General features: G+C 71.7%; 21 protein-coding genes and 1 pseudogene. 12 read left to right on the top strand and 10 right to left on the bottom strand.

Annotated features, from left to right (window positions below; genetic code table 11):
• The first annotated feature begins 50 nt into the window (after positions 1-50).
• From A1QA_RS0109150 to A1QA_RS14165, 7 genes are all read left to right on the top strand, one after another.
• Positions 51-1,028 carry a helix-turn-helix transcriptional regulator gene (locus tag A1QA_RS0109150; RefSeq protein WP_051000618.1) on the top strand — a complete coding sequence of 326 codons (978 nt, stop codon included), beginning with the start codon at positions 51-53 and terminating at the stop codon, positions 1,026-1,028.
• Position 1,029: 1 nt separating this feature from the next.
• The gene (locus A1QA_RS0109145) at positions 1,030-2,055 is read left to right on the top strand and encodes a helix-turn-helix transcriptional regulator (RefSeq protein WP_017178610.1); all 1,026 of its coding nucleotides are present in this window, start codon (positions 1,030-1,032) and stop codon (positions 2,053-2,055) included.
• A gap of 86 nt (positions 2,056-2,141) precedes the next feature.
• Positions 2,142-2,399, top strand: coding sequence for a Sec-independent protein translocase subunit TatA (tatA, locus tag A1QA_RS0109140; RefSeq protein ID WP_017178609.1), 258 nt, complete (start codon positions 2,142-2,144; stop codon positions 2,397-2,399).
• A gap of 89 nt (positions 2,400-2,488) precedes the next feature.
• Positions 2,489-3,352 (top strand): twin-arginine translocase subunit TatC, encoded by an 864-nt coding sequence (tatC, locus tag A1QA_RS0109135; protein WP_017178608.1) that lies wholly within the window; start codon positions 2,489-2,491, stop codon positions 3,350-3,352.
• 19 nt (positions 3,353-3,371) lie between these two features.
• Positions 3,372-6,362, top strand: a complete 2,991-nt coding sequence (locus tag A1QA_RS0109130) for a DEAD/DEAH box helicase (RefSeq protein WP_017178607.1) — start codon at positions 3,372-3,374, stop codon at positions 6,360-6,362.
• A 68-nt stretch (positions 6,363-6,430) separates the two neighbouring features.
• Complete coding sequence (gene lnt / locus A1QA_RS0109125; RefSeq protein WP_017178606.1) at positions 6,431-8,080, top strand: apolipoprotein N-acyltransferase; 1,650 nt, start codon at positions 6,431-6,433, stop codon at positions 8,078-8,080.
• Positions 8,077-8,841, top strand: coding sequence for a polyprenol monophosphomannose synthase (locus A1QA_RS14165; RefSeq protein ID WP_017178605.1), 765 nt, complete (start codon positions 8,077-8,079; stop codon positions 8,839-8,841). The genes lnt and A1QA_RS14165 overlap by 4 nt, the downstream gene beginning before the upstream one ends.
• A 113-nt stretch (positions 8,842-8,954) precedes the next feature.
• Here A1QA_RS14165 and A1QA_RS0109115 read toward each other — a convergent pair whose 3' ends face one another.
• A complete protein-coding gene (locus tag A1QA_RS0109115) occupies positions 8,955-9,311 on the bottom strand; it encodes an RNA polymerase-binding protein RbpA (RefSeq protein ID WP_017178604.1) in 357 nt (118 codons plus the stop codon).
• Positions 9,312-9,537: 226 nt separating this feature from the next.
• Here A1QA_RS0109115 and A1QA_RS15045 point away from each other — a divergent pair, with 226 nt between their 5' ends.
• Positions 9,538-10,161 carry an alpha/beta fold hydrolase gene (locus A1QA_RS15045; RefSeq protein WP_017178603.1) on the top strand — a complete coding sequence of 208 codons (624 nt, stop codon included), beginning with the start codon at positions 9,538-9,540 and terminating at the stop codon, positions 10,159-10,161.
• A gap of 117 nt (positions 10,162-10,278) precedes the next feature.
• Here A1QA_RS15045 and A1QA_RS14155 read toward each other — a convergent pair whose 3' ends face one another.
• Positions 10,279-10,560 carry a GNAT family N-acetyltransferase gene (locus A1QA_RS14155; protein ID WP_244266123.1) on the bottom strand — a complete coding sequence of 94 codons (282 nt, stop codon included), beginning with the start codon at positions 10,558-10,560 and terminating at the stop codon, positions 10,279-10,281.
• On the opposite strand from A1QA_RS14155, the pseudogene A1QA_RS14150 reads away from it, so the two are divergent.
• A pseudogene (locus tag A1QA_RS14150) lies at positions 10,480-11,295 on the top strand (6-phosphofructokinase); the annotation flags it as partial. The gene A1QA_RS14155 and the pseudogene A1QA_RS14150 sit on opposite strands and share 81 nt — an antisense overlap.
• Before the next feature lie 35 nt (positions 11,296-11,330).
• Here A1QA_RS14150 and A1QA_RS0109095 read toward each other — a convergent pair.
• The 3 genes from A1QA_RS0109095 to A1QA_RS0109090 form a co-directional block, all read right to left on the bottom strand.
• Complete coding sequence (locus A1QA_RS0109095) at positions 11,331-12,620, bottom strand: GNAT family N-acetyltransferase (protein ID WP_017178600.1); 1,290 nt, start codon at positions 12,618-12,620, stop codon at positions 11,331-11,333.
• The gene (locus A1QA_RS15965; RefSeq protein ID WP_154652341.1) at positions 12,607-12,744 is read right to left on the bottom strand and encodes a hypothetical protein; all 138 of its coding nucleotides are present in this window, start codon (positions 12,742-12,744) and stop codon (positions 12,607-12,609) included. The genes A1QA_RS0109095 and A1QA_RS15965 overlap by 14 nt, the downstream gene beginning before the upstream one ends.
• A gap of 170 nt (positions 12,745-12,914) precedes the next feature.
• Entirely contained in the window at positions 12,915-13,247 is a 333-nt protein-coding gene (locus tag A1QA_RS0109090; protein ID WP_017178599.1) for a hypothetical protein, read from the bottom strand.
• A 268-nt stretch (positions 13,248-13,515) separates the two neighbouring features.
• Between A1QA_RS0109090 and A1QA_RS0109085 the strand changes: the two genes are divergently transcribed.
• Entirely contained in the window at positions 13,516-14,223 is a 708-nt protein-coding gene (locus A1QA_RS0109085) for an SGNH/GDSL hydrolase family protein (protein WP_051000580.1), read from the top strand.
• A gap of 67 nt (positions 14,224-14,290) precedes the next feature.
• Positions 14,291-15,298 carry a LacI family DNA-binding transcriptional regulator gene (locus A1QA_RS0109080; RefSeq protein WP_017178597.1) on the top strand — a complete coding sequence of 336 codons (1,008 nt, stop codon included), beginning with the start codon at positions 14,291-14,293 and terminating at the stop codon, positions 15,296-15,298.
• Between the two features lie 153 nt (positions 15,299-15,451).
• Here A1QA_RS0109080 and A1QA_RS14145 read toward each other — a convergent pair whose 3' ends face one another.
• Positions 15,452-17,473, bottom strand: coding sequence for a sucrose-specific PTS transporter subunit IIBC (locus tag A1QA_RS14145; RefSeq protein ID WP_017178596.1), 2,022 nt, complete (start codon positions 17,471-17,473; stop codon positions 15,452-15,454).
• Positions 17,474-17,789: 316 nt separating this feature from the next.
• On the opposite strand from A1QA_RS14145, the gene A1QA_RS0109070 reads away from it, so the two are divergent.
• Complete coding sequence (locus tag A1QA_RS0109070) at positions 17,790-19,418, top strand: Hsp70 family protein (protein ID WP_017178595.1); 1,629 nt, start codon at positions 17,790-17,792, stop codon at positions 19,416-19,418.
• A 79-nt stretch (positions 19,419-19,497) separates the two neighbouring features.
• On the opposite strand, the gene A1QA_RS0109065 is transcribed toward A1QA_RS0109070, so the two are convergent.
• From A1QA_RS0109065 to A1QA_RS0109050, 4 genes are all read right to left on the bottom strand, one after another.
• Positions 19,498-20,013: a MerR family transcriptional regulator gene (locus A1QA_RS0109065; protein WP_043508509.1), complete on the bottom strand. Its 516-nt coding sequence runs from the start codon at positions 20,011-20,013 to the stop codon at positions 19,498-19,500.
• 359 nt (positions 20,014-20,372) lie between these two features.
• Positions 20,373-20,852 carry a bifunctional nuclease family protein gene (locus tag A1QA_RS0109060; protein WP_425265732.1) on the bottom strand — a complete coding sequence of 160 codons (480 nt, stop codon included), beginning with the start codon at positions 20,850-20,852 and terminating at the stop codon, positions 20,373-20,375.
• Positions 20,853-20,956: 104 nt separating this feature from the next.
• A complete protein-coding gene (ftsR, locus tag A1QA_RS0109055; protein WP_017178592.1) occupies positions 20,957-21,607 on the bottom strand; it encodes a transcriptional regulator FtsR in 651 nt (216 codons plus the stop codon).
• Between the two features lie 89 nt (positions 21,608-21,696).
• Entirely contained in the window at positions 21,697-22,143 is a 447-nt protein-coding gene (locus A1QA_RS0109050) for an FHA domain-containing protein (protein ID WP_017178591.1), read from the bottom strand.
• Between the last annotated feature and the right edge of the window lie 37 nt (positions 22,144-22,180).

Genomic DNA, 22,180 nt, shown 5'->3' with positions numbered 1-22,180 from the left:
ATAGAGGACGCGTGGGCGGCCACCGGCGCCCCGGGGCCTACGCTGGGGGCGTGCCCACGACCGCCATCCCCGCCGAGGAGCGGCAGATCAACCTCCTCCTCGCCCTGCGCGCCACCAGGACCGGCCTGAGCGCGGCCCAGATCCTCCGCGACGTCGCCGGATACGACCCTCACGGTGGCGCGTCCGCGGCCCGCATGTTCGAGCGGGACAAGGACGCCCTGCGCGAGCTCGGCATCGCGATCCTCACCGAGGGCCCCGCCGACGCCGTGCGCTACCGGATCGAGGAGTCCGACTACGCCCTCCCCGACCTCCACCTCGACGCCGCCCAGGCCAGCGCCATCGCCCTGGCCGCCTCCTCCTGGTCCGACGGCGCCCTGCCCACCGCGGCACGCCGGGCGCTGACCAAGCTGCGCGCCGTCGCCGAGGATGGTGTCGGGGCCCTGCCGGACCTCACCGTCGACCTCGCCGGGCATGAGATCCCCCTGCCGCTGCTCACCGCCATCGAGGAGCGCCGCGCCGTCGCCTTCGACTACGCCTCCTCCTCGCCCGGCAGCTCCGGGACGACGCGGGCACGCCAGGTCGAGCCCCACAGGGTCACCCGCCTCGAGGGCGCCTGGTACCTCGACGGCGCGGATCAGGCCACCGGCGAGCACCGCCGGTTCCGCCTCGCGCGCATCCTCGGCGACGTCACGCCCATCGGCCCGGTGGGCGCCTTCGAACCGCCGCCCCCTCCCGCCCCTGAGACCAGGACCGCGCGCCTCGCGGTCCTCCCCGGTCGGGCCCTCGGCCTGCGCGCCCGGGCCCGCGGCGCCGAGCCCGGCGAGCAGAACAGCGAGCCCTGGCGGGGCCGCGACGTCATCGGCGTCCCCTACGCCGACCCCTTCAGTTTCGCGGGCGCGCTGGCCGCGCTCGGCGACGCCGTCGTCGTCCTCGAGCCCGCTGACCTGCGCGAGGCCGTCCTCTCCCACCTGCGGGGCGCCGCGCGCCTGGTGCCCGATGCCGGCGCCGCGACGGCGGGGGAGGAGTGACATGGCCCGCACACCCGCCGCCGCCCGCCTCGTCCGCCTCCTCGCGCTTCCCGCGTGGGTCGCGGAGAACGACGGCGCCACCATCGCCGAGGCCGCCGCCCACTTCGAGGTCGACGAGGCCACCATCCGCCGTGACGTGGGCACCCTGTGGCTCTCCGGCCTGCCCGGCGGTCTGCACGACGACCTCATCGACTTCTCCGCCACCGCCTGGGAGTCCGGCCGTCTCAGCCTCAGCCAGGCCCACGGCCTCGACCGGCCCGTGCGCCTGTCCCGCGAGGAGGCCGTCTCCCTCCTGCTCTCCCTGCGCGTCCTGGGCGGCGTGCTGGGCGCCGACGCCGAGGCGGCCAGCGCCCTGCGCGGCGCGGAGGCGGCCCTCGCCTCCCTGCTCGGTCCCGCAGTGGTCCCGGACGCAGCGGACGGCGTCGACGAGTCCGGCGCGCATGAAGCGCCATTCCCGGCCGGCCCCGCTGTTCCATCCATGATCCTCGCCGAGGTCTGCCGCGCGCTCGACGAGGGACGCCGCCTCCATCTCTCCTACGTCTCGGCCACCGACGCCCCCTCCGAGCGCGACGTCGACCCCATCGCCCTGAGCACCGACGGCTCCACCCTCACCCTGACCGCCTGGTGCCTGAGCGCCAAGGCCGAGCGAAGCTTCCGCCTCGACCGCGTCCTGGCCGCCACCGTCCTCGACACCCCGAGCACCGCTCACCGCGCGCGCCGCCGCGCCCAGGGGGACGGCCTCGATCACGATCAGGACGCGATCGAGGCGCCCACAGCCGAGCTCATCCTCGAGTTCACCGGCCGCTGGCTCATCGAGCAGCTTCCCCGCACCAGTGCTGAGATCCTGGACGACGGGGCCATCCGCGCCGTCGTCGAGGGACGGGACTGGGACTGGCTGCGGGGCCTCGTCCTCTCCGCCGGGCGCCACCTGCGCTCCGTCGCCCCCGAGCACCTGGCCCTCTCCGCGAGCCAGGCCGCGCGAGCAGCGCTCGATGCTTACGCCGACGGTGGAAACCCCCCGGCCTGAGCGGAGCCGTGAACGGGGCTCTCATCCGGGCCCGCTACACTCAGGGGCGTTCACACGCGCATCGTCAAGCGGAAGCAGGAATCATCATGGGAGCCCTCAAGCCCTGGCACTGGATTGTGCTGCTCGTCGTCGTCCTCCTCGTCTTCGGGGCTGGCAAGCTGCCCGAGATCGCCTCGAGCCTCGGCCAGTCGATGAAGGTGTTCAAGAAGGAGGTCAAGGAGCTCCGCGAGGACGACGCCCCCGCGCAGATCCAGCAGCCCCAGGAGGGCACCTACTACACCCAGCCCACCCAGCCGGGCCAGGCCGCCCCCCAGCAGAACGCCGAGGGCACCAACCAGCAGTGAGGGCCTGACGCCCCGGAGCGCCCCTCAGATCCGCCCGGATCAACGCCGCAGGAGCGGCCCACCACACCCGCCGTCGCAGGAAGCAGCTCATGGTCACCGTGCCCAAGGCCTCCAAGGCCCGCCGCAAGGACAACCCCGAGGCGCGAATGTCCATCGGGGACCACCTGCGCGAGCTGCGCAACCGCCTCATCATCTCCGCAATCGCGATCGTCATCGGATCAGTCGTGGGCTACTTCCTCTACGATCCCGCGTTCTCGCTCATCACGCGACCGATCGCGCAGGCGAACGCCAAGGGCGCCAACCTGTCGCTCAACTTCGGCACGGTCCTGTCCTCCTTCGACATCCGCCTGCGCGTGTCGATCTGGCTGGGCTTCATCATCTCCTCGCCCATGTGGATGTACCAGTTCTGGGCCTTCGTCGGCCCCGGCATGACGCGCAAGGAGAAGCGCTACGCCTGGCTCTACTGCGGCATCGGCGCCCTGCTCTTCCTCGCGGGCGTGGCCCTGGGCATCTGGATCCTCCCGCACGCCATCGACATCCTCACCGGATTCATCCCGGCGGGGGCGACCACCGGATTCATCGACGCCAGCCCCTACCTCTCCTTCGTCACCCGGATCATCCTGGTCTTCGGCCTCACCTTCCTGCTCCCCGAGGTCCTTGTGGCGATCAACCAGTTGGGGCTCGTCAAGGGCCGCACCCTCCTGCGCGGCTGGCGGTGGGCCGTGGTGGGCATCGTGGCGCTCATGGCCATCGCCAACCCCCTGCCCGACCCCTGGTCCATGATCTTCATGTCCATCCCGATCATCGGCCTGTACTTCGGCGCCTGCGGCATCGCCATCCGCCACGACAAGCGCCTCGCCAAGCGCCGGGCGGCCCTCGACGCCGAGCTCGACGCGGCCCTCGCCCGCCCCTCGAAGAACGCGATCGAGGCCGGGCCCGGATCAGCCTCCTGAGCCGCCGCTCGCGCCGCCGATGACACCGCCCCGCCCCTCAGAGGCCCCTGCCTCGCCCGCCGAGCGCTACGCCGCCGCCCGGCGCCGCCAGGCCGCCTCGCGGACCGAGCTCGCCGCCTTCGCCGCCGGACTCGACTTCGTCCTCGACGACTTCCAGGTGACCGGCTGCCAGGCCCTCGAGCGCGGCGAGGGCGTCCTCGTCGCCGCGCCCACCGGGGCCGGCAAGACCGTCGTCGGGGAGTTCGCCGTCCATCTGGGACTGGCCAAGGGCCTCAAGACCTTCTACACCACCCCCATCAAGGCCCTGTCCAACCAGAAGTACCTGGACCTGTCGCGCCGCCACGGGACGGAGCGGGTGGGCCTGCTCACCGGTGACACCTCGATCAACCCGCATGCCGACGTCATCGTCATGACCACCGAGGTCCTGCGCAACATGCTCTACTCGGGCTCGCGGGACCTCGACCGCCTCGGCTACGTCGTCATGGACGAGGTCCACTACCTCGCCGACCGCTTCCGCGGCCCCGTGTGGGAGGAGGTCATCATCCACCTCGCCCCCGAGGTACGGGTGGTCTCCCTGTCCGCCACCGTCTCCAACGCCGAGGAGTTCGGCCAATGGCTCGGCGAGGTGCGGGGGAGCACCGCCGTCGTCGTCTCCGAGCACCGGCCCGTGCCGCTCACCCAGCACATGATCGTCGGCCGGCGCCTCCTGCCCCTCTACGCCCACAGCGAGGCCGCGGCCGAGGCAGCCCGGGCGGATGCCCAGGGCACCCAGAGCGACGACGGCGCCCCATCCGCCGAGCCAGCCCCGCCCCTCAACCCCGACCTCGTCAAGGCCGTGCGCGCCGCCCAGCGCGCCGCGGCCGCCGAGGGAGCCGCCTCGAAGAACCGGGGAGGGGACGGCCCCCAGCCGTGGAAGCGCGGCGGGCGGGGCTCTGACCGCGCGCCACGGCGCGGCGCGGGAGGCGCCCGGGTGGGCCGGCTGCGCCCGCCCTCGCGCCTCGCCGTCATCAACGCCCTGGAGGCCGCCGACCTCCTGCCCGCCATCGTCTTCGTGTTCTCCCGGGCGGGCTGCGAGGCCGCCGTCGGCCAGGCGATGGCCGGGGGAGTGGACCTCACCACCCGCGAGGAGGCCGAGCGCATCCGCGAGATCATCGACCGCCGCACCGCCGACATCCCCGCCACGGACCGGGGCGTCCTCGGCTTCCACTCCTGGGCCTCCGCGCTGGAGAGGGGCATCGCCGCGCACCATGCGGGCCTGCTCCCGGTGTTCAAGGAGACCGTCGAGGAGCTCTTCAGCGCCGGGCTCGTCAAAGTCGTCTACGCCACCGAGACCCTGGCACTGGGCATCAACATGCCCGCCCGCACGGTCGTCCTGGAGTCGCTGCGCAAGTGGAACGGCTCCGCGCATGTCACCCTCAGCCCCGGCGAGTACACGCAGCTGACCGGCCGCGCGGGGCGGCGCGGCATCGACACCGAGGGCCACGCGATCGTCCTGGCCGCCGACGACGTCGAGCCGGCCCTCGTCTCCTCCCTGGCCTCCCGGCGCACCTACCCGCTCGTCTCCGCCTTCCGCCCCACCTACAACATGGCCGTCAACCTGCTCGGCCGCACGAGCCGCGAGCGGGCCAGGGAGGTCCTGGAGTCCTCCTTCGCCCAGTTCCAGGCCGACCGGGGCATCGTCGAGCTCGCCGCCCAGGCCCGCCGCAAGCGCCACGGCCTGGAGGAGCTGGAGTCCCGGATGGCCTGCCACCTCGGGGACTTCCGCGAGTACGCTGCGCTGCGCCAGGAGATCGCCGAGGCGGAGGCGGACCTGTCCTCCGAGCGCAGCTCGGCCCGCCGGGTCGAGGCAGGCAGGTCCATGGCCTCCCTGCGGCGCGGCGACGTCGTCGTCTACCGCAAGGGGCGGCGCTCCAAGCACGCGGTGGTCCTCTCCGGCGGGGAGGACCGCACCGGCGCGCCCGCGCTCACGGTCCTGGGGGAGGACGGGCGCGTCGTCACCCTCAGCCCGGACACCTCGCCCGACGGCGTCATGCGACTGGGCTCCCTGCGCGTGGCCAGCAGCGTGGACGTGCGCCGCCGTGAGCACCGCGACCGGCTCGTCGGGCGCCTCATCGACGCCATCCGCTCCGGCACGCTCTCCGAGGCGCCCCAGCGCAAGCGCCGCCGCACCAGCCCCGCCCAGCGGCGCGGGGAGGCTGATAGCCGCTCGCAGGCGACCACCGCGGAGCGCCTCGAGGAACTGCGCCGCCAGTTGCGCGCCCACCCCTGCCACGGCTGCCCTGACCGCGAGGAGCACGCCCGCGTGGGCCGCAAGTGGGCGAAGGCCCGCTCCGAGGCCGCCCGCCTCATGTCCCGCATCGAGACCCGCACCGGCACGATCGCCCGCCTCTTCGACGCCGTCTGCGAGGTCCTCCTCCACCTGGGCTACCTGGAGCCCGCCGAGGAGGGGCATCCCGAGGGCGAGCTGCGGGTCACGAGCGCCGGCCGCCTCCTCGCCCGCGTCTACGCCGAGAGGGACCTCCTCATCGCCGAGTGCCTGCGCTCGGGGCTCTGGGACGCCCTGGGCGCGGCGGAGCTCGCCGGGGCCGTCTCGGCCTGCGTGTACGAGCCTCGGCTCAGCGCGCAGTCCCTGGGCCTGCCGGTGTCCCCGGGCAGCAGGCTCGGTCAGGTGCTGCGCGGCGAGCTGCGGATCTCACGGTCCATCAACGACCTGGAGGGCCTGGGCCGCATCGCACACTCGCCGGGGGCCGAGCCCGCCCTGGCGGGCGCCGTCAGCGCCTGGGCCAAGGGCGCCGAGCTCGCCGAGGTCCTCGACGCCACGGATATGACCGCCGGCGACTTCGTGCGCTGGGCCAAGCAGCTCCTCGATGTCCTCGGCCAGCTCGCCGGCCTCGTCCCCGAGCCGGGCGCCCACCCGGAGGAGTCCGCCGCGCTCACGGCCCTGGCGCGCACCGCCGCGGAGGCGAGCCTCGACGTCGGCAGGGGAGTGGTCTCGTGGTCCGGGGTGTGAGCGGATATGACCGGACCCGGCCCGCTGGACCTGGCAGGCGGGCCCGGCTCGGCCGCGCGCTGCGGGGCATGATCCTGCCCACCGGCTGGGCGGCCGCCTCGGGACTGGCCCTCACCTCCGCCTTCTCGCCCCTGGACTTCTGGTGGGCGGCGCCGGTGGGCGTGGCCGGGCTCGGCGCCATCGTGCGCGGGCGGACGTGGGGGAGGAGCGCCTGGCTCGGATTCGTCTGCGGACTCGCCTTCTTCGCGCCCCTGCTCCACTTCACGGTGCCCGCGATGGGCAACGCCCAGGGCTGGATCGCGCTGACCATCACCGAATCGCTCTACCTCGCGCTGCTCGGCGCGGCATGGTCCTGGGCGAGCAGGCTCGGACCGCTGGACGACGGGCGCGACGGGGACGGACGGCGGGGCTGGCGCGGCGCCGCCGCCCGGGTGGCCGCCCTCGCGGTGCTGTGGGCAGCCGTCGAGGAGCTGAGGTCGTCCTGGCCCTGGGGCGGCTTCCCCTTCGGGCGGCTCGCCTTCGCCATGGCCGATTCACCCCTGCTGCCCTTCGCCTCGATCGGCGGGGTCGCCGGGCTCGGCCTGCTCGTCGCGCTCATCGGCGCGCTCGAGGCCGAGGCCGCCCACGCCCTGCGCCACGGCACGGGCCTCGGGGCGCTCACCGCCCTCATCGCTGCGGGAGCCGCCGCCGTCGCCCCCCTCGCGATCCCCATGCCCTCCCAGCCAGAGTCCGGCACCCTGCGCCTGGCCGCCGTCCAGGGCAGTGTCGCCGACGCCCAGGACTCCTACGACCGTGCCATGGAAGTCACCGGCAAGCACGCCGACGAGACCATCCGCCTCGCCGGGGAGGCGGGCCCTGGGGCGGTCGACGCCGTCGTCTGGCCGGAGAACGCCGCCGACCTCGACCCCCGCGACCACCCCGCCTCCGCGGCGCGCGTCGACGAGGCAGCGCAGGCCATCGGCGCCCCGATCCTCGTCGGCGCGGTCAAGTACGAGGACGACGCGCGCTACAACGACCTCCTCCTGTGGGCCCCCGGCAGCGGTGCAGGTCCCTACTACCGCAAGCACCGGCCCGTGCCCTTCGCCGAGTACATCCCCCTGCGCTCCCAGATCAGGCGCGTGACCACGCAGGTCGACCGCATCGGCGTCGATATGCTGCCCGGCACCGGCCCGGCCATCCTCTCCGTCCCCTCGGCCTCCCAGGGCCGCGACGTCCCCCTGGCCATCGGCATCTGCTTCGAGGTCGCCTACGACGACCTCCTGCGCGACGGCGTCGAGCAGGGCGGCGAGGCCATCATCATCCCGACGAACAACGCCAACTTCATCGGCACCTCGGAGACCGGCCAGCAGATCGCCCAGGGCAGGGTCCAGGCGGTCGCCCACGGGCGCGCTGTCCTCCAGGTCTCCACCACCGGCACCACCGCCGTCATCAGCCCGAGGGGAGTCATCGAGCAGGAGCTTCCGGACAACACCCAGTCCTCGCTCGTGGCCGAGCTGCCGCTGCGAACCACGCGGACCATCGCCGACCGGCTTGGTCACGGCCCGGCCACGCTCATCGAGGTTGCTGGGGCGCTCCTGGCCATCGCCGGTATGGTGTCCGCTGGACGACGGCGCTGGGCGGCCCGAGCCCCACGCGGCGGGCACCAGGCGCGCCGTCGCACATCAGGTCCGGCGTCCGGCGCCGGACGATCGTCGAGCACACGGAGGAAGCGGACGTGAAGGCACTCGTCGTCATCCCCACCTACAACGAGATCGAGTCACTTCCCGTGGCCCTGGACCGGGTGCGCGAGCACGCCCCGGCCGCCGACATCCTCGTCGTCGACGACAACTCCCCGGACGGCACGGGCGATCTCGCCGATGGCCGTGCGGCCGCCGACGAGCACATCCACGTCCTGCACCGCACGGAGAAGAACGGGCTCGGCCCCGCCTACCTCGCCGGGTTCTCCTGGGGGCTCGGCGCCGGCTACGAGCTGCTCATCGAGATGGACGCCGACGGCTCCCACCGCGCCGAGGACCTCGCCCTGCTCATCCAGCGCGCCGAGATGGCCGACGCCCCGGACCTCGTCATCGGCTCGCGGTGGGTGGCCGGGGGAGCCACCGAGGGCTGGGACGCCAAGCGCGTGGCGCTGTCGCGCGCCGGGAACCTCTACATCAACGCCATGCTCGGCCTTCGCGTCAAGGACGCCACCGCGGGCTTCCGCGTCTACCGCGCCGACCTCCTGCGCCGCATGGACCTGTCCGCGATCGAGGCCCTCGGCTACGGCTTCCAGGTCAACATGACCAAGCTCGTCGATGAGGCCGGCGGGCGCATCGTCGAGATGCCCATCACCTTCCTCGAGCGCGAGGCCGGCCAGTCCAAGCTCAGCGGCGGCATCTTCACCGAGGAGCTCGCCCTCGTCACCCGCTGGGGCGCCGCCAAGAGGGGCGCCCAGCTCGCCGGCCTCGTCACCGCCGCCGCCCAGCGCCTGCGCGGCAAGTGAGAGCGGCGAGAGCACGGCGCGAGGCGAGCGACGCACAAGGGCGGCCGGGGTGGTTCCTCAAGGGAACCACCCCGGCCGCGCCTTATCTCTTCGGGGCCGTGCTTGGGAAGCGCTCAGAAGCGCTCGCGATAGATCTCGCCTGTGCGCAGCATCTCCAGGCGCTCATCGAGGAGCACCTTGAGCTCGTCCATCTCCCGGCGCTCCAGGAGCATGTCCCAGTGCGTGCGGGGGGCCTTCTTGGGCTCATCGGACTCAGGCTCATCCTCCTCGCCGCGGCGCACCGCGGGAAGACCGCACTCGGGGCACTCCCAGGTCTGGGGGACCTCCGCCTCCATCGCCATCGGGACCACCGTGACATGCGCCTCAGGGCATTCGTAGGTGATCTCCTGGCGCTCGACGAACTCGACGCCCTCCTCGGACTCCATCGACTTCGCGCCGATGGTCATGCCTCGCAGCGCGCGGTCTGCCATGCCTGTGCCTCCTGGGTGCGGTGAATCGAGGCGCCTCCCCGTCCGACCACCGCACGGGTGATGGGCCAAGGGGGACGGTCGGGCGCCGTGGGCCTCAACACGGGGCGGGCCGGGAATGTTCCCGGGCCCCGTCGGGCCAGGCCACATCATAGCGTTCGCGGGCGCAGGGCCCCATCACGTGAGATGCTGCGGTCATACCCTGACCGAATGGCTGGAGGAGGCCCTGATGTCCGACGCCATGACAGCCGTGCAGCCCACCGCGCGCGGATCGCGGGCGCGCCTGCGGCTCTGGCCCGGGCGCCGGGCCGAGCCGCTGGGCCTGTGCCTCGTGGTCCCCGGCCTCGGCTACACGGCGTCCATGCCGCTGCTGTTCTGGCCGGCGACGGCTCTCACCGAGGCGGGATGGGCGGTCGTGGCCCTGGAGTGGGATGAGCCGCCGGGCAGCCTGGAGGAGCTGGAGAGCCAGGCGCACTGGACTCGCTCCGCCTCCAAGCGCATGACCGGCCGGGAGTCCCCGATGATGATCGTCGGCAAGTCCCTGGGCACGCGCCTGGCGCCGTGGGCGGAGCGCGAGGCGATCCCGGCGGCCTGGCTCACCCCCGTGCTCAATGACGAGGCGGTCCTGACGACCCTCGAGCTCGGCAAGGCTCCCGCGCTCGTCGCCGGCGGGACCGCGGACCCGGCGTGGCGGGGCGGGCCCCGGCCCCGGATGGACCTGGAGGTCCTGGAGTTCCCCCAGGCGGATCACTCACTGCTCATCACGGGGGACTGGCAGCGCTCCATGCGCATCCAGAACCGCATCACCTCGCGCATCCTCGACCTGGCCGCCCGCGTCGTCGCCCGGGGATAGCCGCGCGCATCGTCGCCCTCGCGGCCCGGCGTCGAGTTCGTCCCTTTGACACCGAGTTCGTACCTCTACCCACCGAACTCGACACGAAAGTGACGAACTCGCGGTCCGCGGGCCCGTTCAGAGCGCGCGGCTCATGAGGGTGAGGTCGAGGACGCGCCCGTGCTTCTCCCCGGCGGCCGGGATCGTGCCGACGATCTGGAAGCCGTGGTGCTCGTGCAGGCGGATGGACACGGCGTTGCCGGCCTCGATGGCGGCGATCATCATGCGGTCGCCCGCACCCCGGGAGGCCTCGATGAGCGCGGCTAGCAGAGCGCCGCCGACGCCCTGGTCTGCCTCGGAGGGGGTGGGACCGCGAAGAACGCCAAACGCCTTATGGATGCGGGGCTCAACGTCATCCACCTGCCCAAGACCATTGACAACGACATCGTCCACACCGACTCCTCCTTCGGCTTCGCCACGGCCCTGGAGATCGCCACGCAGGCCGTGGACCGGCTGCACTCGACGGCGCACTCCCACCACCGCATCATCCTCACCGAGATCATGGGGCACCGGGCCGGCTGGCTGGCCCTGGGCGCCGGCATCGCAGGTGGGGCCGACGTCATTCTGCTGCCGGAGATTCCGTACTCAGTGGACGCGATCGCGGACAAGATCGAGCGGCGCCGCTCCCACGGGTCCTCCTTCTCCGTGGTGGCCGTGGCCGAGGGGGCACTGTCCGTGACCGATCACGCCGAGCTCGAGCACGCCCGCGCCCTGGTCAAGGACGCCTCCAGCCCTGAGCGCAAGGCCATGGCCAAGCGGGGCGTCAAGCGCCTGGAGGCCTCCCACCGTGCCAACACTTTCACCCTGGCCGAGCAGCTGGAGAACCTGACCGGGCTGGAGGCGCGCGTGTCCATCCTGGGATACGTCCAGCGCGGCGGTTCACCTTGCGGAGCTGATCGTCTCCTGGGCACGCGTCTGGGCGTGGCCGGTGCCGAAGCGATCGCAGCCGGCCATTTCGGAGTTATGGTGGCCGACCGCGGTCACGGCACGGAGCTGGTGCCGCTCAAGGAGGTGGCCGGCCACACCAAGTTCGTTCCGGCCGACCACGAGTGGATCCAGGCCGCACGCGCCGTGGGGACGGCGCTGGGGGACTGAGGACCCCGCCCTACGGGGAGGACGACGGCCGGGCCTCAGCTGGGCTGGAGCGGCCCCGGAGTCCAGGCGATCTCTCCGGGTCCCACGCCGGTGGGGGCGTCACCGGAGACGATGACGTCGGCACGCTGCCAGGGACGGTCCTTGGCGAAGAAGGACCGCTCGCCTGCCATCCACCAGTGCCAGAAACGCACCGACTCCTCGGCGTCACCGTTGACGCCCTCAGCAATGTCCCGCTTGATGCCGCGGCGCTCGGCGACGTCGTCGCCGGTCTGTACCCACACATGCGCGTCAATGAGGCCGCTGACCGCGGCTAGGCCGGCACCGGTGCCCTCAATGAGGACCAGGGGAGAGCCGGCGGGGATCCGGATGGAGCCCTCGCGTCCGTGCTCGCGCCACTTGTCCGGGACGAGGTCGAGGCTGCCGGCCTGCCGCAGCTGAGTCAGGGTGTCGACGTACAGCTGATCCCAGTCGTAGAGCGGCTCGTTCCAGATGAGGTCGTCCAAGTGAAAGGCTTGAGCACCGGGGACGGCCGCGGCCAGCGCCGTGGTGAGCGTGGTCTTGCCCGAACCGCCTCGCCCGTCGATCGCGATGATTGCCGGCCGCCCCTGCGGGGCTCCGACCAGGCTCAGCAGGTGCGCGACGAGCTCATCGGTGGCGCTGACCCGCCACTGAGTGACGGCGGGTTCCTCCGGCTGGAGCTCGATGGACTGGTCGGCGTCAACACATCGGAGGCTGTCGCCGTCGATGGGCTTGTTCTGGCTGCCGCACATGGTGGGTCCTTTCAGGTAACGGCTCATGAGGGTCAGGTCGAGGACCTGACCGTGCTTCTCGCCGGCCTGCGGGATAGTGCCGACAGTGGTGAAACCATAGCGCTCGTGCAGGTGCACCGAGGTCACGTTACCCGCCTCGATGAGGGCGATCATGGTGCGGTCTCCGGCCCTTTGTGAGGCTTCGATCAGGGCGGCAAGGAGCCTGGCACCGAGCCCTTTGCCTTGAGCGGCCGGGCTGAGGTAGATCGAGTCCTCGACTGTGCGGGCGTAGCCCTCGTAGGAGTGCCAGGGTCCGGCCACCGCGAAGCCGACGACGTCCTGCGGCCTCCCGGTGACATGGGCGACAAGAGCCGTTCCGCGCCGCACCATGGGGGCCAGCCAGGCCTCGGCGCCAGTGGGATCCTGCTCGACGCTGGTCCAGATGGCCAGGGACTCCCGCACGGCGGCGTTGCGGATCTGGCGGATCGCGGGGGAGTCCGACATGGTCGCCGGGCGGATCCCGTAGGTCTGTACCGCTTCGGAGCGTCCATGGCCCTTGGTCTCAGGAGAGGGCATGGTCGTCCTCCTGCTTGACGTACCGGGCGAGATTCGGTGTTCCGGTGAACACTGTCAGCCTGCGCATGGGAATGACGTCGTGCTTGTCAGCGGCGGTCTGTGCATCAGTCCTTCCATCAGTCACGCACACGATTGTGCCGGACGGCGTCGCACTGAGGCCGCAACAAGCATCGTGCTGAGAAGCCAAACCCACTCACCTAACGCCGATAATGGACATTATGTCATTTTCGGTGGGAGTGGCGATGCCACACTTGCCCGGGCTTGTCCAGGACTGGCGCCGCTCGCCCGTCCGTCTCAGACGGGCCCCTCCTCCGTGCTCGCCATGGCGAGCACCAGCCGGCGCGCCCGGAAGGTCACCATCATGATCGTCGTTCCCACGACCAGCCCGAAGGCGCCCAGCGGCCACAGCACGAGCGCGGCCGCTCCGCGCCCGAGGATGATCGCGAGCAGCCCGACGCAGGCCAGGATGGCTCCCGCGCAGATGCCGGTGCGCCACACGGGCGCCAGGACGCTGCGGCTCAAGGATCCCGGGACTCCCTCACCGAAGGCGCCCGAGAGCTCGCCGAAGCGGTCGTGCGGCGCCTCGATCGGCGCTCCCGACTCATCGATGTAGATCGTCTCCGACATCCCTGTCCCTGTCTCAGCGGAACTACTTCCGGCCATGATGGGACGCTAGGACCGCGACCTTCGTCGAAGCCCTGAGCAACCTGAGAGGAGGCTGGTAGTCGGGCGCTTTGCCGCGAAATGACATAAGTGTGTTCGCGGCTCGTTTTTCCTTTCCCGTCGCCCGATCCAACCGCCCGGCCCAGCCGTCCAGCCCCGCTCACAAGTGCGCGGTCACGCGCGCGCCCCCATCGACCTGCGCCGTCGTGCTCAGCGGGCCTAGGCTCGCCGTATGGCACCCACAGACCCGCCAGCGGGACCGGATGGCCCAACGGTCCCCCAATTGACACCCCACCCCACCGCCGTCTTCCTCGGCGACTCCATCGTCACGGGGTGGAGATCGGTCAGCCACCCCCGCAACCGCTTCTCGTCACTTGTCTGCGAGCACCTGCGCTGGCGCGAGGCGAGCCTGGCCGCCGACGGCATCGGCTTCTTCTGCCGGCGCGGCGGGAAGCTGCCCGGGGGCGGCCGCTCCCCCTCGTGCCGGGACACCACCTGGCTCGAGACGGTCCTGCGCGCCGAGCCCGACGTGGTCACCGTCTGCCTGGGCCTCAATGACGCCGCCCTCCTGCCCTCCCAGCGCGACCTCGTCGAGCAGGCCATCGAGCATGACCTCTCGTTCCTCGCCGAGCGGCTTCCGGGCGTCCCCACGATCGTCGCCCCCTACTTCCCGGCGCTCGGCGTCGGGCCGCGATTCAGCATCATCCACCGGCTCGTCCATGACCACGCCACCGGCCTCGGCCTGGCCTCTACTGACGCCATGAGCATGGCGATCGACGGCGATGAGAACAAGCTCGCGATCGACGGCATCCACCCCAACGACGCCGGTCACGCGGCGATTGCCCGCGCCATGATCACTGTCTATCGCGAGATGGTCCCAGATCTGGCCCCCTCTCCCCCATCCTCTGCCGCGCCGTCGGACGGCGGCGTCCCGCTGTAGCAGCGCGCCGCGCGCGGGCATAGGCTTGCCCGCGGTTGAGTCCTGACCTCAAGACATAGGAGTTGCTGTGCCTCAGCGCCGAGAGCCGACGCTCGCCGACGTCGCCGAGCTCGCGGGTGTCTCGCTGACCACGGTGTCTCGGGTTCTCAACAACCGCGGGTACCTCAGCGAGACGACGAAGGAGAGGGTCGGCGCCGCCATCGCGGAGCTCAACTACCGGCCGAACCAGATCGCGCGCGCCCTCCACGGCATGGCCACCCAGAGCATCGGCGTCATCGTGCCGACGGTCGCCCTTCCCTTCTTCGGCGAGCTCGCCGCACGGCTCGAGGTCGCCCTCGCGGAGCACGGCTACCGCATCCTCGTCTGCAATTCCCAGGGGCGCGCCGAGCGCGAGCGCGAGTACCTCGACCTGCTCGTCTCCCACAGGGTGGACGGCATCATCTCCTCGGCTCACAACGAGGACCTCGCCGACTACGGCACGGTGAGGATGCCGCTGGTCATGATCGACCGCGACCTCTCCCCCACCATCCCCAATATCCGCTGCGACAACGCCCGGGGAGGCGTCCTCGCCACCGAGCACCTCCTGGCGCGCGGGTCGCGCCGCCCGCTGCTCCTCACCTCGCGCACGGGAAGCCGCAACGGCCGCGAGGCCGGCTACCGCGCCGCGCTGGCCCGCTCCGGCATCGAGCCCCAGATCGTCGCCGTCGTCTTCAACACCCCTGAGCCGGAGCGCACCCAGCGCATCGCCGAGGAGCTGACCAATCGCATCGGCCATTTCGACGCCGTATTCGCCACCGATGACCTCACCGCCGCCGGCGTCGTGGAATGGGCGCGCCTGGCGGGCATGCGCGTTCCCGAGGACCTGCGGGTCATCGGCTTCGACGGCACGCAGGCCGTCCGCCAGGCCATGCCGGGCCTGACCACCATCCGCCAGCCCATCGACCAGATCGCGCGCCGCGCCGTCGCCGAGCTGCTCGCCCAGATCGAGGCGGTTCACGACGGCGTCGAGCTGCGGGAGCGGGAGACCGCACCGATGGAGCTCCCCGTCGAGCTCGTCGTCGGCCGGACGACCTGAGCCGCGCTGCCGCCACGTATTCCCCGGACCGGTCTCGCGGTGCTGTTCGCCCGGTTTCGCGGTGCTGATCGCCCGGTCTCGGCGAAGGAGCCGGGCCCCACCGCGCTCTCGCGATGGGGCCCGGCTCCGTTGAAGTGGATGCGCTGGGCGCGCTCAGTCGTGGTTGACGCTGAACAGCGCGTCACCACGCGAGGCGTCCCGGGTGCCAGCCTCGGAGATCCCGGAGAACTTGTCCCCGTTCGACACGACGATCGGCGTGACGATCTGGTACCCGGCCTTCTTGACCGCGTCCCAGTCGACCTCCACCAGCGGCGTGCCGCGGCGGATGACGTCGCCCTGGTGGACCTTCGGGCTGAAGTGCTTGCCGTCGAGCTGGACGGTGTCCATGCCGACGTGGATGAGGATCTCCACGCCGCTGGCGGCGCGGATGCCGTAGGCGTGGCCGGACGGGAAGGCGACGATGACCTCGCCGTCGACCGGTGAGACCACCGGGCCCGTGGACGGGACCACGGCAAGGCCCGGGCCGAGCAGGCCCTGGGAGAAGACGGCGTCCTCGACCTCGGACAGCGGCACCACGCGCCCCTCGATGGGCGAGGTAACGGAGTAGTCCTCGGCGGCCTCCGCTGGGAGCTCGGCCTTGACGGCCTCGTGGGGAGCGTCCTCGGCGGTGTGCTCGTGGGCGGCCTCCGCCTCGGCCTCGAGCGCGGCCTCATCCTCGACATCGCCGTCGGCGAGGGAGGCGGCCCCCTTGGCCGTGCGCGAGTAGAAGTACGCGCCGCTGAAGGCGATCGCCGCGACGAGGACCTCCAGGGCGAGGTAGGCCGGGATGTGCTTGGGGACCATCGACACGAAGCCGACGAATCCCGCGGCACCGAGAGCCTGGCTGCGCACATTGAACACGGCCACGAGCGCGGCGCCAATGGCGGCCGAGCCCATGCCGATGAAGAACGGCCAGCGCAGGCGCAGGTTGACACCGAAGATGGCGGGCTCGGTGATGCCCAGGAGCGCCGAGACACCTCCGGCGCCGGCCAGGCCCTTCATCTTGGCGTCCCTGGCGCGGAAGAACACCGCGATGGCGACGGCGCCCTGGGCGACATTCGCCATGGAGGCGATCGGGAAGATGAAGGAGCCGCCCGTGTTGGCGATGTCAGAGATCAGCGGGATCTCGACGGCCGGGAAGGACTGGTGGAGACCGGTGACGACGATCGGCGAGTACACGAGGCCGAACAGCGCGCCACCCAGCGGGCCGAGCGTGTTGTAGGTCCAGTCCAGGCCGTCGGTGATCCAGATCGAGAGCTGGCGCGTGATCGGGCCGATGACGACGAAGGTGAGGAAGCCGGTTCCCAGCAGGGTGATGAGCGGAGTGAGGAGGAAGTCAGCCGTGCCGGACAGGCGCTTGTGCAGTCGCTTCTCGATGACCGACATGAGGTAGGCGACGCAGATGATCGGGATGACCATCGCCTGGTAGCCGATCTTCTGGACCTCCAGGCCGAACAGGTGCCAGCTGGAGGCGGCCCCGGTGAACTCCCAGAACTTCGCGGCCGCCTCGGGCTTGGACATGTCGTAGGCGCTCAGCAGGGAGCTGGAGACCATGGCGGCGCCCATGGCCCCGCCGAGGTAGACGTTGCCGCCGAAGCGCTTGGCCGCGGAGAAGCCCACGAGCACGGGCAGGAAGGCGAAGGCCGCCGAGGAGATGAGGTTGATGAGGTCGGCGTAGTCGCCGAGCCAGGTCCAGCGCTCCTTGAGCGACATGTCGCCGAAGAGGCCCTCGGCCGTCAGGACGTTGTTGATCGCCATCATGAGACCGCCGGCGATGAGGGCGGGGAGGATCGGGACGAAGATGTCTGCGATCATCTTGATGAAGCGCGAGACGAGGTTGCCGGACTGCGCGGCGACCTGCTTGGCCTCGTCCTTCGAGACCTCCTTGACCCCGCCGGTCGCGATCATGCGATCGAAGACCTGGTCGACATCGCCGGGGCCGACGATGATCTGGTACATGCCTCCGGCGATGAAGGTCCCCTTGATATCGGGGTCCTTGTCGAGCGCCTTCTGATCGACCTTGTCCAAGTCCGCAAGGACAAGGCGCAGGCGGGTCGCGCAGTGCGCGGCCGCCGTGATGTTCTCCGCGCCGCCGACGTAGGTCAGGACGTCGGTCGCCACCCGGGCGTGATCCATTGCCACCCGGTGCCTCCTCTCAGTGGTCGGCACTGCCAGGCGCCATCCACTCAGTCACCGGGCGCGGCAGACCGCGAGATGGGGATCCTGGGGTGGGATGAGGCGCCACGGGGTCGTCGATGATCCCCCTGGCAGAGCCTGTGTCAAACGTAGGTCACAGTACCGTCGCGACCGTGCCCGGGCAAGGCCCGTCTGTCTGTCGGGCGGGGCCTTCGCCAGTGCCTCCCGCGGTTCCGTCGAGCGGGCGGCACCCTAATTCGCTCATCCTTCGGTGGGGCTCGGCCCGATCCGCCCGCGCCCCGCTAGGCTCTCCACCATGACAGTTGAGCGCCCGCGCACCCCAGGGACCCTGCCCGCCTCCTCTTCCAGCGGCCGCCGCCGAGTCAAGGCCCCTGCCGCCCCCGACAACCAGCCCGGCCCCTCGCTCGGCATCGACCTGGGTACCACGCGCACCGTGGTGGCCCGCGTCGACCGTGGGAACTACCCGGTGGTCACCTTCACCGATGAGCACGGCGATATCCAGGAGTACCTGCCCTCGCTCACCGCCCTGACCCCCGACGGCCTCGTCCACGGCTTCGCCGCCCGGGCCGCGGCCCGTGAGGGCGCTCCCCTGCTGCGCAGCCTCAAGCGTCGCCTGTCGAGCCCGCGCATCACCCCGGCCGCCGAGGTCGACCTCGGCGGCCAGCGCTTCACCGTCCTGGAGATCCTCACCGACTACCTGCGCCACCTGCGCGCTCAGCTCAAGGCGGCCCCCGGCATGGATGGCACGGACCCCGGCGCGCGGGGATCGCGCGTGTCGGTGGCCGTCGCTGTGCCGGCCCACGCCTTCGGCGCCCAGCGCCTCCTGACGTTGGAGGCCTTCGGCGACGCCGGATTCAACGTCATCGCCATGCTCAACGAGCCCAGCGCGGCCGGCTTCGAGTACACCCACCGCAAGGCCCGCACTGTCTCCTCCAAGCGCACCCGTGTGCTGGTCTACGACCTCGGTGGGGGCACGTTCGACACCTCGCTCGTCGACGTGCGCGGCATCGCCCACGAGGTGCTCGCCTCGCGCGGCCTGGGAGACCTCGGCGGCGACGACGTCGACCTCCTCCTGGCCCAGTTCGCGCTCGAGCGCGCGGGCCTGCGCGAGGAGGACCTCGATGACCGCGAGGTCTCCGACCTGCTCGACCAGTGCCGCGACGCCAAGGAGGCCCTGTCCCCCCAGACGCGCCGCATCGCCCTGGATGTGCGCGGCGAGGACATCGTCATCCAGGCCGCTGAGCTCTACGACGCCTGCCGCCCGCTCCTGGAGCGCTCGCTGGATCTCATGGAGCCGCTCGTCGGCAGGCTCGCCGACGGCGACCCGGACCTCACCGAGGTCGCGGGCGTCCACCTCGTCGGCGGGGGCTCCGCGCTCCCCCTCGTGCCCAGGATGCTGCGCGAGCGCTTCGGCGCGCGGGTCCACCGCTCTCCCTACCCCGGCGCCTCCACCGCGATCGGCCTGGCCATCGCCTCGGACCGCGACTCCGGCTACGACCTCATCGACCGCCTCTCGCGCGGCTTCGGCGTGTTCCGCGAGGCCGAGGGCGGCCAGCGCACGATCTTCGACGCGATCCTGGGCGAGGACGCGATCCAAGCCGGCGCCACCCGCGAGGGCACGGTCATCACCCGCGAGTACACGGCGGTACACAACATCGGCTGCTTCCGCTTCGTCGAGTGCGCGGGCGTGGACGCCGACGGCGAGCCCCGCGGCGAACTCGCCCCGTACCAGGAGATCGTCTTCCCCTTCGACCCCGCCCTGCGCGACGAGGACCTGGCCGGGCGCGCCGTCGAGCGCACGGGGGTGGGCCGCCGCATCCAGGAGCGCTACGAGATCGACTCCGCCGGGCTCGTCCAGGTGACGATCACCGACCTGGAGGACGGCTTCTCCCGCCGCTACGTCCTGGGCCGCCAGACCGACTGAGGGCCGGCCCCGAGGCGCGCGAACGCCCCGCTCGCACCCTGGCAACAGGGGCGGCGGGGCGTCGTTGTGAGTGGATGATTCAGCCGGCCTGGCGCTTGGCGGCCCTGCGCTTGGCGAGCTCGTCCTCAACGACGGGGGCCTCGGCGTGGTCGACGGGCAGCTCGGCGAGCGATCCCTCGACCTCGTGCCAGACCCGGCCCACAGCGATCCCGAAGACGCCCTGCCCGCCCTGGACGAGGTCGATGACCTCATCGGCGGAGGTGCACTCGTAGACGGAGGCGCCGTCGCTCATGAGGGTCATGGAGGTGAGGTCCTCGACGCCCCGCTCGTGGAGGGCGTCCACCGCGGTGCGGATCTGCTGGAGGGAGACGCCGGTGTCGAGCAGCCGCTTGACGATCTTGAGCAGGAGGATGTCGCGGAAGGAGTAGAGGCGCTGCGTGCCCGAGCCCTTGGCGCCGCGCACCGTGGGCTCGACCAGCCCGGTGCGGGCCCAGTAGTCCAGCTGGCGGTAGGTGATACCGGCGGCGCGGCAGGCGATCGGCCCGCGGTACCCCGAGGAGGTGTCGAGGTCCGGAAGCGTGTCGCCGAAGAGCATGCCCTGGGCGAGCTGCGGTGCGGGTGCGTGAAGACTCGCTTCGTTCGCGCTCACAGGACTGCTCCTCACAGATCGGGTACCGGCCATGGGATCGCGACGGGGGTTCCGTCGTCGACCGCATGCCCCACGATAGAGGGCCATCCGCCCCCGCTCAACGAAGGGCACGCCGACGGAGGCGCCCCTTCTGGTCCTCAATCTCAACCTCAACTCGATGCGCGACGGCGAGGGGTCGGGTTTCGCCTGGTATCCGGGGATTCCAGGGCCACCCCGTCAACCGTGAACGTGACGGAGATCACCTCAGTAGTCACATCTGTCACATGAGTCCCGCGTGTCGCTCCAGCGAGGTGATCATCCCGCCCTCACCTGCCCGGAGGTTCCTCCGGAATGGCGGTGGCGAGGCTGCGGCGCCAGCGGGCCATCCTCTCGTGCATGGTCTGCTCGCCCAGGTCCACCCCGCGCAGCCTCAGAAGCGCCTCGGAGGCCAGGATCGGCCGGTCCAAGGCGCTCGCCAGGACAAGGGCGTCGCCGGGAGCGCAGGGGATCTCCCCCACCTCCCCGCGGTCGTGGTTGCCGGCGAGGACGAGCCCGCAGACGAGGCGCGCATCGGCGTCGGCACCCAAGCGGATCTGGAGGATGGAGCCGCCCAGCGCCTGAATACTGCGCGCCAGGAGACCCGCCCAGGCGGGCTGCGTGGAGGGATCGGGCTCGGAGAGAACAAGCCCTTCGCGCGCGGTGACCGGCACGGCGATCATGCCGGGTCCACCGGCCTCGACGAGGATGGCGACGAGTCCGGTGGATGCTGCGGTGGATCGGATGCCCACGAGATGCATGGGGCGCACGCCACAAGGCTACGGGTCGGCTGGGCGCCACGTCTGGCGAATGGGCTCACCGACTCACCGGTGATCGCAGGGATGCGGGTGGGGCTGATGACCGGTGGCGCGGCTCAGGACAGGGCGCGCACGGCCAGGTGCAGCAGTTCCCCATGCAACTGGCCGACGATACCCGCGAGCTGGGTCGCGGAGTCCTCGGCCGCTGTGGCCGAGCGGCGCCGGGCCGACTGCGTGGCCTGGTCGATGGAGTCCGCGGCCCTCTCCGCGCTGGTGCGCACGGATCGTAGATTGCGCAGGGGCAGCCCCAGGCGCGCCGCCTCCAGGGCGAGGCGCGTGATGCGCAGGCTCTGGGGGGCGAAGCGCCCGCGCGCGTCGGCGGCGATGAGCCCGGCTGAGATGAGCTCGTTGATATCCGACTCAGAGGCGCCCGTGAGGGCCCGCAGGTCCTCCAGGCTCATGTCGGATCCCTCGACGGCGCGCCCCTGCGAGACGACCACTCGGGCCACCGGCGCGGGATCCGGGGCGGAGGCGGAGGCGTCCATGTCCTCCAGGCGCTCCCGGATGACGCCCAGTGGCAGGTACTCGTCGCGCTGTGCGGTCAAGGCGAAGCGCAGCCGGGCGACGTCGGCCTGCGAGTAGCGCCGGTAGCCGTTGCCGATCCGGTGGGGCGAGATGAGGCCCTCGGTCTCCAGGTAGCGCAGCTTGGAGACCGACAGCGCGGGGAACTCCGCCCTCAGCGCCTCGACGACCTCGCTGATCTTCATCGTGGCCTCGCGGGAGACACCGCGCGGCCACGGCCCCAGAGCCCCCTGGACGGGGGCGGGGCTGTGCTCTCTGGCTCGACTGGGCCGGTTCACAGGGCGGGCGCGGCGGGGCCGGGGTGGTAGGTCATCCGGAACTTGCCGATCTGGACCTCGTCACCGGCGCGCAGGGCGGTCTGCTCCACGCGCTCCCTGTTGACGTACGTGCCGTTGAGCGAGCCGGAGTCGCGCACAGCGTACCCGCCGCCGTCGACGGAGGAGAAGATCGCGTGCTTGCGGGACACGGTCACGTCGTCGAGGAAGATGTCGGCGCGGGGATGGCGGCCGACGGTCGTCTGCTGGGCGTCCAGGAGGAATCGCGCCCCGGTCACCGGGCCGTGCTGGACGATGAGAAGCGCCGTGCCCGCCGGTAGGGCGGCGATCGCAGCCCGGTCCTGAGCCGAGAGGCCGATGACCTGGGCGTCGACGTCGGCGGAGAAATCGATCGCGCCGAGGGTCTGAGTCGACGTGGTGTCCGAATCCGATGGAATGCTCGTCATCGTGGCCCCCTCTGGTAGGGCGGCGCTCGTCGCGCCG

It is taken from the genome of Actinomyces timonensis DSM 23838, assembly GCF_000295095.1.
In the GTDB taxonomy this organism is placed as follows: Bacteria; Actinomycetota; Actinomycetes; order Actinomycetales; family Actinomycetaceae; genus Actinomyces; species Actinomyces timonensis.
This window is presented reverse-complemented; position numbering and strand designations above follow the sequence as displayed.

Bases quoted from the DNA above. Each gene is read 5' to 3' on its own strand.
- A1QA_RS0109145 (WP_017178610.1), top strand. From the start codon at position 1,030: ATGGCCCGCACACCCGCCGCCGCCCGCCTCGTCCGCCTCCTCGCGCTT.
- A1QA_RS0109070 (WP_017178595.1), top strand. From the start codon at position 17,790: ATGACAGTTGAGCGCCCGCGCACCCCAGGGACCCTGCCCGCCTCCTCT.
- ftsR (WP_017178592.1), bottom strand. From the start codon at position 21,607: ATGAAGATCAGCGAGGTCGTCGAGGCGCTGAGGGCGGAGTTCCCCGCG.
- A1QA_RS0109090 (WP_017178599.1), bottom strand. From the start codon at position 13,247: ATGTCGGAGACGATCTACATCGATGAGTCGGGAGCGCCGATCGAGGCG.
- A1QA_RS0109065 (WP_043508509.1), bottom strand. From the start codon at position 20,013: ATGCTCTTCGGCGACACGCTTCCGGACCTCGACACCTCCTCGGGGTAC.
- A1QA_RS0109115 (WP_017178604.1), bottom strand. From the start codon at position 9,311: ATGGCAGACCGCGCGCTGCGAGGCATGACCATCGGCGCGAAGTCGATG.
- A1QA_RS0109050 (WP_017178591.1), bottom strand. From the start codon at position 22,143: ATGACGAGCATTCCATCGGATTCGGACACCACGTCGACTCAGACCCTC.
- A1QA_RS0109095 (WP_017178600.1), bottom strand. From the start codon at position 12,620: ATGCCCTCTCCTGAGACCAAGGGCCATGGACGCTCCGAAGCGGTACAG.
- A1QA_RS15045 (WP_017178603.1), top strand. From the start codon at position 9,538: ATGTCCGACGCCATGACAGCCGTGCAGCCCACCGCGCGCGGATCGCGG.
- A1QA_RS0109085 (WP_051000580.1), top strand. From the start codon at position 13,516: ATGGCACCCACAGACCCGCCAGCGGGACCGGATGGCCCAACGGTCCCC.
- lnt (WP_017178606.1), top strand. From the start codon at position 6,431: ATGATCCTGCCCACCGGCTGGGCGGCCGCCTCGGGACTGGCCCTCACC.
- A1QA_RS14145 (WP_017178596.1), bottom strand. From the start codon at position 17,473: ATGGATCACGCCCGGGTGGCGACCGACGTCCTGACCTACGTCGGCGGC.
- A1QA_RS0109130 (WP_017178607.1), top strand. From the start codon at position 3,372: ATGACACCGCCCCGCCCCTCAGAGGCCCCTGCCTCGCCCGCCGAGCGC.
- tatC (WP_017178608.1), top strand. From the start codon at position 2,489: ATGGTCACCGTGCCCAAGGCCTCCAAGGCCCGCCGCAAGGACAACCCC.
- tatA (WP_017178609.1), top strand. From the start codon at position 2,142: ATGGGAGCCCTCAAGCCCTGGCACTGGATTGTGCTGCTCGTCGTCGTC.